Genomic DNA, 12,146 nt, shown 5'->3' on the forward strand with positions numbered 1-12,146 from the left:
AAATATCAGGAAGGTGAAGATAAAAAGGAGGATGGAACTTCAAACCTGAAATTGTTTTGAGACCAACCTCCCCGAAGGGGGTAGCAAACAAAAGCCCCCACCTTTGGTGGGGGATTATTTACTTACAATCAGTAATATGATTTTAGAATTTAGCCCTGATCTTACGTTTCTTGTTCTTCTTGCCAAACAGGCCTGGGTATCTTGAGCGATAGAAACTGCTCTTCCCCCTTATGACGTACATGTAGGTCACAGTATAAGTAAACCAAGTGTCCTTGCCTTTAGGGTCGCCTCTAAGGCCGGTAGGCAGATAATTGTAACTAAGAAGTTCAAGTAGTTCGGGATCGTTGGTACTCACTTCACCACTTCTGTTCGCTAAAGCAACTGCTTCAGGACTGTTTAATGTTTTTGGATCAACATATGTTGTACTTACGTCATCTAAATAATCGGTAAAGGTTTTTCTGTAGCATATTTCAAATCCAACTCTATGTTTCCTGTTAAAGGTAAAGTGCGAACCAACACCCATTGGAACTGAAATACCAAAAGAACTGTATGCTACCCCTTCAGTTTTTAAAGGTCTTAGATCGTACCATTTGCCGTTAAGTTTGGCCTGTGGACTATGATAGAAAAATCCGATACCTGCAAAACCATAGGCCCTGAAATCGATACTCGTTTTGAATGTTTGTACCATACCCGGTATTTCATAAAAATAGCCTTCAGTAGTTAATTGCAGTTCAATAATATTGTTTCTGAAACTTAAATTTCTTCCTCTTCTTGGTAAATAAACAGAGTTCTTGTCATCACCAGATACCATGCTGTATGCCACACCAGCCTTGAAAGATATGAATGGAGATAATTTATACCTTCCATAAGCACCCAAACCAACCCGTGTGGCAGGCATATTGAGGTCCCCAATAAATTTTTTCGCAGGAGTGTCCTTGCCGCCGACATCACCTAAAAAGCTGGATGCGCCCACACTACCACCAAAATCCCAAAGATATTGGGCAGAGGAGGTAAAAGGTAAAATCAATAAAAAGGCTTTAAACAATAACTTTTTATGCATGAGGCAAATATATAAAAAAAATGCTTTATACCAATGTATTTCAAATAAGAATAATAAATTCGTATGTTATTTAAAATAAGTAAGTTAGAGGCATGGAAAATAAGGTAAAGAAGCTGTTCGGGATTGATCTCCCTGTTATTCAGGCCGGGATGATATGGTGTAGTGGCTGGAAACTGGCTTCCGCAGTAAGCAATGCAGGCGGTTTGGGTTTGATTGGGAGCGGATCTATGTACCCGGATGTACTAAGAGAACACATACAAAAATGTAAAAAAGCAACCGGTAAGCCTTTTGGTGTAAATATTCCCCTTCTTTATCCGGACATTGAGAAACATATCAATGTAGTTTTAGAGGAGGGCGTTAAGGTGGTTTTTACTTCCGCAGGAAATCCCAAAACATGGACATCTCTGCTTAAACAAAACGGAATTACTGTTGTTCATGTGATTGCAAATACGAAATTTGCTTTGAAATCGCAGGATGCAGGCGTTGATGCTATAGTAGCTGAAGGTTTTGAAGCGGGTGGGCACAATGGCCGCGAAGAAACTACAACATTATGTTTAATTCCCCAGGTAAAAAAGGTGTGTTCGGTTCCGTTGATCGCGGCAGGTGGTATTGGTACGGGTAGGGCCATGCTTGCCGCCATGGCATTAGGTGCTGATGGGGTGCAGCTGGGTAGCCGCTTTGTTGCTTCTGAAGAATCCTCAGCTCATATTAATTTTAAAAAGGCGATCATAAATGTGAATGAAGGTGATACACAATTAATTTTAAAGCAGCTTACACCGGTTCGCCTGATGAAAAATAAATTTTTTGAACAGGTTGCACAAGCCGAACAAAAGGGTGCATCTGTTGATGAATTAAAACAATTATTGGGCCGGTCAAGGGCTAAAAAGGGTATGTTTGAAGGCAATCTGGATGAGGGCGAACTTGAAATAGGGCAGGTGTCGGCATTGGTTAAAGAAATAAAACCTGTCGCAAAAATTATTGAAGAAATAATGAATGAATATAAACTGGCGAAAGCCGAACTTTGCACAGGTAAAATATAAAACAGATCACCCGGTAGCTTTTGCTGCAGGAGACCAAATAAAAAATAATAACAGTATCGCCGGGCTTAAGGCTGTATGCCGACCGGATAAAAAATAAAGTAGCATGATAAAGTTCGATAAATTTACGTTGAATAATGGTTTGCGGGTAATTGTACATAACGATACCTCAACGCCAATGGTGTGCATGAACATTTTATATGATGTCGGCGCGCGTGATGAAGACCCTGATAAAACAGGCTTTGCTCACTTGTTTGAGCATTTGATGTTTGGAGGATCGGTCAATATTCCCAGCTATGACGAGCCTTTGCAGAGGGTAGGCGGAGAAAATAACGCGTTCACCACAAATGATATAACGAATTATTATCTGACTTTACCCTCCAATAATATTGAAACAGCTTTCTGGCTTGAGTCGGATCGTATGCTGAGTCTTGGTTTTTCCGAAAAAAGCCTGGAGGTGCAACGGAATGTTGTTATCGAGGAGTTCCGGCAGCGTTACCTGAATCAGCCTTACGGGGATGTATGGCTGTTATTAAAACCTATGGCATACAAAGTTCACCCGTATATGTGGGCCACAATTGGGAAAGAGATCAGTCATATTGAGAATGCAAGAATGGAAGATGTTAAAGCTTTTTTTCATAAGCATTACAAGCCTGTAAATGCCATTATGGTTTTATCCGGCGATATAACAACTGAAAAGGCGAAACCTCTTGCCGAGAAATGGTTTGGACCAATACCTGGCGGAGAACCGAATAAGCGTAATTTACCTGTGGAGCCTGTGCAGACGGAAGCTCGCAGTCTCACGGTTGAAAAAGATGTTCCGGTTGACGCTATATATAAAGTGTACCACATGTGTTCAAAATACGATCAGGAATATTACACGGTCGACCTGATCTCCGATGTGCTGTCGCGGGGTAATTCTTCACGCTTTCATAATGAACTCCTGAAAAAACAAAAGTTGTTTTCTGATATCAATGCTTATGTTTCTGGCGATCTTGATAAAGGACTTTTTGTTGTTTCGGGTAAGCTGGTAAAGGGCGTGAAAATGGAAGATGCCGAAAAAGCGATCGATGCCGAACTGGATAAACTGAAGACGCAGCTTGTTGATGAGAAAGAGTTGACCAAAGTGAAAAATAAAATGGAGTCAGCGCTGGTGTTCTCTGAAATGGATATTATGAATAAAGCCATGAACCTTGCTATATCAGAGCATCTTGGCGATGCGGACATAATCAACCACGAAGTAGAAAAGTACAATGCCGTAACAGCTTCCGGTATTCAGGAGCAGGCAAAAAAAATATTTACGAAGCAAAACAGTTCTGTATTATATTATCTTTCCAAAAAGACGAAAAAATGAGCCAGGTACTTGATAGAAAAACAGCTCCAGAATCGCATGCGCTGGAGAAAATACTGATCGCGCAGGCGAAAACCCTGAAGCTTGACAATGGGATCCCTTTAAGTATTATAAATGCAGGTACTCAGGACCTTGTTAAAATCGAATTTATATTTAACGCGGGGGTGTGGTATCAACCCGTATCATTGCAGGCTTCCTGTACCGGTTCAATGCTTGATGAAGGAACTAAAACACGTAAAGCCGCTGAAATAGCTGATGGCATTGATTACTATGGTGCCTATCTCGAACAGGAGGTTGATCAGGATTGGGCGTACATCACCTTGTATACGCTGAATAAGCACCTGGCAAGTGTGCTGCCTGTGTTGGAAGATGTACTGAAAAATCCGGTATTCCCTGAAAACGAATTAAATATTTTGTTGCAAAATAAACGCCAGACATTTTTGGTTGATAATGAAAAGGTGGCGCATATCGCCCGTACACGGTTCAGCGCGTTGATATTCGGGAATGAATTTCCGTATACATACAGACTAAAAGTTGAAGATTTTGAGCTGCTAAAGCGCGATCACCTTGTGGATTTTTTTAATGCATATTACAAATCGGATCAATGTAAAGTGGTGGTTTCCGGTAAAGTGGATGATTCAGCAGTAAAGTTGATCAATAAGCATTTTGGTGGAAATGATTGGGGCATTAAGAATCATAAGCCTGATATAGTAAGCGGCAATATCAGATCTGACGCGAATAATAAACATTTTATCATGCGTGATGACGCGGTTCAATCCGCTATCCGGATCGGGCGTATATTGTTCAATAAACTGCATCCCGATTATCATGCAATCAAAGTGTTGAACACTGTGCTTGGGGGGTATTTCGGTTCCCGGCTTATGGCGAATATAAGGGAAGAAAAGGGATACACTTACGGTATAGGCTCAAGGATCATATCATTACGAAACGCTGGCTATTTCTTTATTTCAACCGAAGTGGGGGCTGATGTATGTAAGCCCGCAATAAAAGAAATTTATTCAGAAATAAAACGTTTGTGTGATGAACTGGTGCCTGACGATGAGTTAGCGTTAGTTAAAAGTTATATGCTGGGCGATTTTGTGCGATCGGTTGACGGTCCCTTTGCGCTGGCCGAAAAGTTCAAAAAGATCATGCTGTATAACCTCGGTTACGATTACTACGATACATTTGTTGATACCATCAGGAATGTTACATCTCAACAACTTCGCGATCTTGCAGGCAAATACCTTATTGAGAACCAGTTACATGAATTAGTAGTGGGTAAAATGCAATAAATATTGCAATTGCACGTTAATTAAGGTAATTTTATTGGTTACGTGTATCAAATATTAATGCCTTTAAGAAAGATCATTAGTTTAGGAGTTTTTTGTTTTTTTCTTCAAAATTTTGAGGAAGGGATGTATGCTGCCTGCGACCCTTCACCTGCGATTAAATGTATAAGCGTTGCTGCCAATGGAGAGATCACTATTTCATGGCAAAATCCTTCGCCCCTTCTCAATTTTAACAAGCATTTTATTTACAGTTCTTCAAGTCTGAATGGGCCCTATGGTGTTGTTGACAGTATTTTTAATTCAGCAACGACGAGCTATACACACATAGGTTCGAATGGAAACACGGCGCGGCTTTATTACTATATGAAAAGTAATTGCGGAGGTTCTTTAGATACCGCGGCAGCGGATACTGTAAGTTCAATATTTATGAAAGTTGTAAATCCGGGTAATGGTACTGCGCAGCTAAGCTGGAATTCAATACATACGCCTTCTTTGACCACTTCGATGGGCTGGTACCGTGTTTTCCGGGAGTATCCGGCCGGAACATGGATGCTGATCGATTCCACTCAAAGCCTCACTTATACGGATACAATAACCATTTGCCGCGCCCAGCTTAATTACAGGGTTGAGATCGGTGATAATACCGGTTGTGTGTCGGTATCTTCTGCCGCAGGCAATCTTTTTAGCAATATGATCGTGCCAGCAGTGCCTTTGCTTGATTCGGTAAGTGTTGATAACACCGGCAAGGCTATTTTGGGATGGAAGCCAGGTTCTTCAAAAGATACCGAAGGTTATATCATTTACCAGATGATAAGCGGTATCTGGCAGAGCATTGATACGGTATGGGGGATTAATAATACATTCTTTAATAATGTTAATTCGCTCGCGGGTTCAACTATAGAGAATTACAGGATAGCCGCATTCGACAGCTGTAAGAATACAAGCCCGATGGGGGTGCCTCACAATACGGTCCTTGTTAAAAGCACCCCAAATGCATGTGCCCGTTTAAACACACTTAACTGGAACGCATATACTAATATGTCATCAGGCATAAATCAGTATGATATTTATGTAAGTACCAATGGGGGAGCATATGCATTTCTCGCAACAACGCCTTCTTCAATAACCTCATATGTACACACTAATCTGCAGCAGACTTTTGTCTATTGTTATATTGTCATTGCACGGGATATATCGGGTACGCGGTCCTCAACATCGAATAAGTATTGTTATACTGCCAATATTCCGGCTATGCCGACTTTCTCCTATTTGAAAACGGCAACAGTGTCCTCTGACAATACCGTTAAAGTATATTGTTATGTTGACATTGCCGCGGAGATCTCGAAATACAAAGTATTGAGAAGCGAGAGTCCGTCAGGGCCCTTTAAATTGATCGGGGCAATTCCATTTACAGGAAGCCCGATCGTTAGTTATACGGATAATACCGCCAAAACAACTGAGAAAAGTTATTATTACAAAACTGTTGCTGTTGACACCTGCGGTAATGATACTACAGTTACAAATGTTGGCCGGACAATTTTGTTGACCGCGGTAGCCAATGATGACCTTACTAATACATTGACATGGAATGATTATGAATTGTGGTTGGGTTCGGTAAATTCATACAATATATATAGGGCTGTTGATGGTGTTTGGGGTGCGGCACCCATTGCAAATGTTATTTACGCTGCGTCCGGCACAAATACTTTCACAGATGATATTTCCCCTTTGTTCAAGGGAGAAGGTCAGTTTTCATATTATGTTACGGCGCTTGAAGATGCAGGAAATCCTTATGGAATCAACGATTCCAGCCGATCAAATGTAGCGGACGCTTTACAGGACGCGAAAGTATTTATTCCGAATGCCTTTATCCCCGCAGGAAGAAACAATGTATTTATACCCGTGACTTCCTATATTAATAAAACGGAATACGATTTTAGAATTTTTGACCGCTGGGGCGAGCAGGTTTTTCAGACGAATGACCCTTATGAACCCTGGGATGGAATAATAGATGGAAAAAAGGGTCCGGAAGGTATATATGTATATCTCCTGAAGTTTAAAACCGCTTATGGTCAATATATCGAACGAAAAGGAATTGTAACGTTACTGCGTTAATTTCCTTTTGTCGGACGGCATTTTTCTTTCTTTTACGGGAATTTTTACCGTACTAAAAATTCAAACCACTCCTTCTTATGGCCGCTGATTCTTCAAAATTTATGGGTGAGGGTTACACCTATGATGATGTTCTACTGGTACCTGCCTATTCAGAGGTACTTCCCCGCGAAGCAGATATCACTACGCAGTTTACGAAAAAAATAAAAGTGAATGCTCCTATCGTTTCATCCGCTATGGATACGGTTACTGAGTATAAAATGGCTATCGCACTCGCGCAGGAAGGTGGAATAGGCGTGTTGCATAAAAACATGACGATCGCGCAGCAGGCCGACCAGGTGCGTAAAGTAAAGCGCTCTGAAAGCGGAATGATCAGCGATCCCGTTGTGTTACTTGAAGTTGCAACAGTGGCTGACGCGCTTGGTTTAATGAAGGAGTTTAAAATAGGAGGTATTCCGGTAGTATCAAAGACACGTCATTTAGTTGGTATTGTAACAAACCGTGATCTGCGTTTCGAAAAAAATATGAAGCGTCCGGTGCGGGAAGTAATGACGAGCCAGGATATAATCACAGCTAAACAGGGTACAGATCTGAAAAAAGCTGAACAGATATTACAGAATTATAAAATCGAAAAGCTTCCTGTTGTTGACAAGGACAATGTTTTGGTCGGGTTGATTACATATAAGGATATTTTGAAAGTAAAAGTTAACCCAAGAGCCTGCAAGGATGTTCTGGGCCGCTTACGTGTTGCCGCGGCCGTTGGAGTTACACAGGATGTGATGGAAAGAGTGGCGGCGCTGGTGAAGGAAGATGTGGATGCAGTAGTAATTGACACCGCGCATGGTCATTCAAAGGGAGTGATCGATACCTTGAAAAAAGTAAAGGCAGAATATCCCGATTTACAGGTTATTGTAGGAAATATTGCAACAGGTGAAGCCGCCCTTGCGCTTGTTAAAGCGGGAGCCGACGCGGTTAAGGTCGGGATCGGACCCGGCTCAATTTGTACAACACGTGTAATTGCAGGTGTTGGGGTGCCGCAGCTTACAGCCATTACCGAAGTGGCTAAAGCGTTGAAAGGGAAAGGCGTTCCCTTGATCGCGGATGGAGGAATTCGCTTTACCGGTGATATTGTAAAAGCAATAGCCGCGGGAGCCAGTACAGTGATGATGGGCTCCATGTTTGCGGGAGTGGAGGAGTCGCCGGGTGAGACAATTATTTACGAAGGACGTAAATTTAAATCATACCGGGGAATGGGTTCGATTGAAGCCATGCAACAGGGCTCTAAAGACCGCTATTTCCAGGATGTAGAAGATGATATTAAAAAGCTTGTTCCCGAAGGTATTTCTGGCCGGGTGCCCTATAAAGGCAATTTGTCCGAAGTGATCTATCAGCTTATAGGCGGTTTGCGTGCCGGCATGGGTTATTGCGGTGCAAAAAACATTGAAAAATTACAGGAGGCGAAATTCATCCGCATCACAAATGCGGGTATTCGTGAAAGTCATCCTCATGGAATTGTTATTACCAGGGAGGCGCCGAATTATACAAGTAGGTAATATTTCCTGAATCTTTTATTTAAGCTAATTGCTTTTCATGAGCAATATAGGGGTGTTTGACTATAGAATATTGTCATTTGTCGATTTTTTGATTACTTCTCTATAAAACCTTCCTTATTTTCGCACAACTTAGAAACTGTTTAAAATTTATCTATTTGAAATGTTATATGTCGCCCCTACAGGGCTTTAAAAATTATTTATTTTTTTCTACCAAGATTCCATCCCTACGGGATTTTAATAGCTCCGTTAGGAGCGAAATCTTGGTAGATTTAAACAGTCTCTTAAAGTAGTTCTAACTAAAATATATACACTATGAAAAATCAATACGCAAAACGAGTTAAATGGGTAAAAACATTTATTATTTGTTCAGGAGTTTTATTAATATCAGTAATTCCGCAGTCTTTTTCACAATGCTTTACCGCAACGGTAAATTCTGTGAACCTTACTTGTAATGGAGTTTGTACAGGTTCGGCAACGGCTATTCCGCAAGGTGGTTCAGGTTCCTTTGTTTATGCATGGAGCAACACTTCGAATTCCCCAACTATTACGGGGTTATGTGCCGGTACTTATTCCGTTACTATAGCTGATGCTGTGAATACCACTTGCACTAGAGTATTGACTGCTGTGATTTCAGAACCTCCCGCAATAACTGCCACTATTACAACCATGCCTGCCACTTGCGGATTATCTAATGGAAGCGTGGCTGTTAACAGTACTGGCGGCACGGGAACATTCACATATAGCTGGACAACCGGTGCGACGAGTCAGACGATTTCCGGCCTTGTTGCAGGTACATATACAGTAACTGTTAAAGATGCAAACAGCTGCACAAAATCGGCTGTTGCAACTGTCGGTAACAATCCTTCTCCGGTTATTTCAAATCTGAGCAGCGTAAATGAGTTATGCAATGGAGGTGGCAGTGGTTCCGCAACAGTAACTGCCAATGGGGGAACAGGCACTCTGACTTATAGCTGGAGCAATGGAATTACAGCAACCACAATGGCCACTGGTTTGACAGCTGGTAGTTATTCTGTAAGTGTTACTGATGCCAATGGTTGTGTAGTAACCAGTGCGGTAACTATAACGGAACCTGCGGCATTAAACATTCAATTCACAGTGGTTAATACAACCTGTGGACAAAGTACCGGTTCCGCGTCTGCTAATGTTACCGGTGGGGTTCCTGCATACACCTATGCATGGAGTAATGGTTCATCGGCACAGACAGCAAATAATGTTGCAGTCGGATCATATACTGTTACGGTTACGGATGCAAATGGTTGTTCCAAGGTTAACGTTGCAACTGTGAATTGTACTACAGGCATTGATGAAACTCCCAATTCCTTATTTATGAATATTTCACCAAATCCTTCACATGGAAGTTTCGTTCTTGAATGCAAGTTTGATAGGACAGGCGGAACAGTAATTTCATTAACAAATATTTTGGGTGAAATGGTAATGCTTATCGATAATGTCCAGCAAGCCGGAGTTTATAAAAAACAAGTAGATACTGAACAATTGTCCAACGGAATTTATTTCCTGGTAGTCCAGCAAAATAATGAACGATTAGTGAAAAAGGTAATTATACAATAAGTATCTGGTTGTCAATTTTTTAGGGGCCTGTCGAAAATTTTTCCGACAGGCCCCTGATTTTTGATACATCCTGAAAGATTGATTACATTTGTGTCCTGAAAATTAAATGTAGTTTAAAACATTCTAATCCATTTAAATCGAAAACCAATGAACACAAAAGCAATAAGTTTTTTAACATTGGCAGTATTTGTTTTGGGTTCAACCGCAATTGTTGCCCAATCAAATAAAGATGCTGTTTTAATGACAGTTGGTGACTCCAAAGTTACTGTGGCCGAGTTTGAAAATGTGTATAAAAAGAACAGCGGGAAGGAAAGTGCCACCGAAAAAAAATCATTGGATAATTATATTGAATTGTTCACCAATTTCAAATTAAAGGTTAAAGAAGCCGAGGAAATGAAGCTTGATACTTCAGCTGCATTTAAAAATGAGCTTTCAGGTTATCGCAAACAATTAGCACAGCCTTATTTAACTGACAAAGACGTAAATGAAAAATTGTTAAAGGAAGCATATGAACGCATGCAAACGGAGATACGTGCCAGTCATATTTTAATTAAATGTGCTGAAAACGCCTTGCCTAAAGATACTTTGGCTGCCTTTACAAAGATCATGAGTTTACATGATCAACTATTGGGTAAAAAGGGTGCCGCAAAGGCCGATTTTGGTGTATTGGCAAAAGCTAATTCAGAAGACCCATCAGCAAAAGACAATGATGGCGATCTTGGTTATTTTACAGCTCTCCAAATGGTTTATCCGTTCGAAAATGTTGCGTACGCTACCAAGGTTGGTGAAATATCAATTCCTGTTCGTACAAAATTCGGATACCACCTGATTAAAGTGGCCGACCGCAGGCCGGCTCAGGGTGAGATACTTGTGGCACATATCATGATCAAAACTCCAAAAGACATGACTAAGGAGGATTCGATAAATGGTGTGAAAAAAATCGAAGAGATCTATCAAAAGGTAAAAGCCGGCGAAAATTTTTCGGAACTGGCCAAGCAGTTTTCCGATGATAAGGCTTCAGGCACAAAAGGTGGCGAGCTGCCCTGGTTTGGTACAAACCGTATGCCTGCCGAATTTGAAAAGGAATCATTTGCCCTCAAAAACAATGGTGATTTTTCTGGGATATTCAGAACCCGTTTTGGCTGGCATATCATTAAACGTATTGATAAAAGAGGCGTGGCTGCCTTTGATGATATGAAAGGCGACCTTAAGTCAAAAGTGACACGCGACAGTCGTTCCCAAATGGGACGCACATCTATGATCGCGAAAATAAAGAGTGAGTGTAAGTTTAAGGATAACGTGAAATTACGTGATGAGTTTTATCCTGTTATCGATACCAACTTCTTTAACGGAACCTGGAAATCGGAAAAAGCGGCAAAGCTGAATAAGGTGATGTTTGCGCTGAATGATATGAAATATACGCAGACTGATTTTGCCAGATATTTGGAGTCCCATCAGAGCAGGCGCGCTAAATCCGATGTAAAGCCTGCCATTGATGCTATGTATAAACAGTTTGTGGATGAAACATGTATTGCTTATGAAGAATCACGTCTTGATCAGAAGTTTCCTGAGTTCAGGGCACTTATGCAGGAATACCGCGATGGTATCCTGTTATTCGATCTGACTGATAAAAAAGTATGGTCTAAAGCTGTAAAAGATACTTTGGGTTTGAAAGAGTTTTATGAGAAGAACAAACAAAATTACCTGTGGGAGCAGCGTGCTGAGGCATCTATTTATACCTGCGCCGATGAAAAGGTCGCTAACGAAGTAAAAGCGATGCTGAAGAAGAATAAAACACAAAAAGAGATTCTTGATGTGGTAAACAAAAAATCCCAGTTAAACCTGCAGGTGGAATCGAAACTGTTTTTGCCAAAAGAAAATAGTTTTGTTGATGCCAATTGGAATCCCGGTATTTCGGCCAACAAAAAGGAGAATGGAAAAATTATGTTTGTTGAAGTGAAAAAGTTGCTGAAGCCGGAGCCAAAAGCGTTTAATGAATCAAAAGGACTTGTAACTGCTGATTACCAGAACTACCTGGAGAAGGAGTGGATCGAATCGCTTAAAAAGAAATATCCTGTAACAGTTAACAAGGAAGTATTGTCGACCATTCAATAAATAATTTTATAAACTCAGGGAGGTATGGGCGGGTTT

General features: G+C 41.0%; 8 protein-coding genes. 7 read left to right on the forward strand and 1 reads right to left on the reverse strand.

Annotation, left to right across the window (positions count from 1 at the left end):
* Positions 1-142 precede the first annotated feature (142 nt).
* Positions 143-1,060, reverse strand: coding sequence for an outer membrane beta-barrel protein (locus tag HYU69_04480; protein MBI2269597.1), 918 nt, complete (start codon positions 1,058-1,060; stop codon positions 143-145).
* A gap of 92 nt (positions 1,061-1,152) precedes the next feature.
* Here HYU69_04480 and HYU69_04485 point away from each other — a divergent pair, with 92 nt between their 5' ends.
* From HYU69_04485 to HYU69_04515, 7 genes are all read left to right on the forward strand, one after another.
* The gene (locus tag HYU69_04485; protein ID MBI2269598.1) at positions 1,153-2,100 is read left to right on the forward strand and encodes a nitronate monooxygenase; all 948 of its coding nucleotides are present in this window, start codon (positions 1,153-1,155) and stop codon (positions 2,098-2,100) included.
* A gap of 103 nt (positions 2,101-2,203) precedes the next feature.
* Complete coding sequence (locus HYU69_04490) at positions 2,204-3,451, forward strand: insulinase family protein (protein ID MBI2269599.1); 1,248 nt, start codon at positions 2,204-2,206, stop codon at positions 3,449-3,451.
* Complete coding sequence (locus HYU69_04495; protein MBI2269600.1) at positions 3,448-4,743, forward strand: insulinase family protein; 1,296 nt, start codon at positions 3,448-3,450, stop codon at positions 4,741-4,743. The genes HYU69_04490 and HYU69_04495 overlap by 4 nt, the downstream gene beginning before the upstream one ends.
* A gap of 57 nt (positions 4,744-4,800) precedes the next feature.
* Positions 4,801-6,855: a gliding motility-associated C-terminal domain-containing protein gene (locus HYU69_04500; GenBank protein MBI2269601.1), complete on the forward strand. Its 2,055-nt coding sequence runs from the start codon at positions 4,801-4,803 to the stop codon at positions 6,853-6,855.
* Positions 6,856-6,932: 77 nt separating this feature from the next.
* Positions 6,933-8,405: an IMP dehydrogenase gene (gene guaB, locus HYU69_04505; protein ID MBI2269602.1), complete on the forward strand. Its 1,473-nt coding sequence runs from the start codon at positions 6,933-6,935 to the stop codon at positions 8,403-8,405.
* Positions 8,406-8,717: 312 nt separating this feature from the next.
* Complete coding sequence (locus tag HYU69_04510; protein ID MBI2269603.1) at positions 8,718-9,995, forward strand: T9SS type A sorting domain-containing protein; 1,278 nt, start codon at positions 8,718-8,720, stop codon at positions 9,993-9,995.
* A gap of 147 nt (positions 9,996-10,142) precedes the next feature.
* A complete protein-coding gene (locus HYU69_04515; protein MBI2269604.1) occupies positions 10,143-12,110 on the forward strand; it encodes a peptidylprolyl isomerase in 1,968 nt (655 codons plus the stop codon).
* The last annotated feature ends 36 nt before the right edge of the window (positions 12,111-12,146 follow it).

The sequence above is a fragment of the Bacteroidota bacterium genome, from assembly GCA_016183775.1.
Taxonomy (GTDB): domain Bacteria; phylum Bacteroidota; class Bacteroidia; order JABDFU01; family JABDFU01; genus JABDFU01.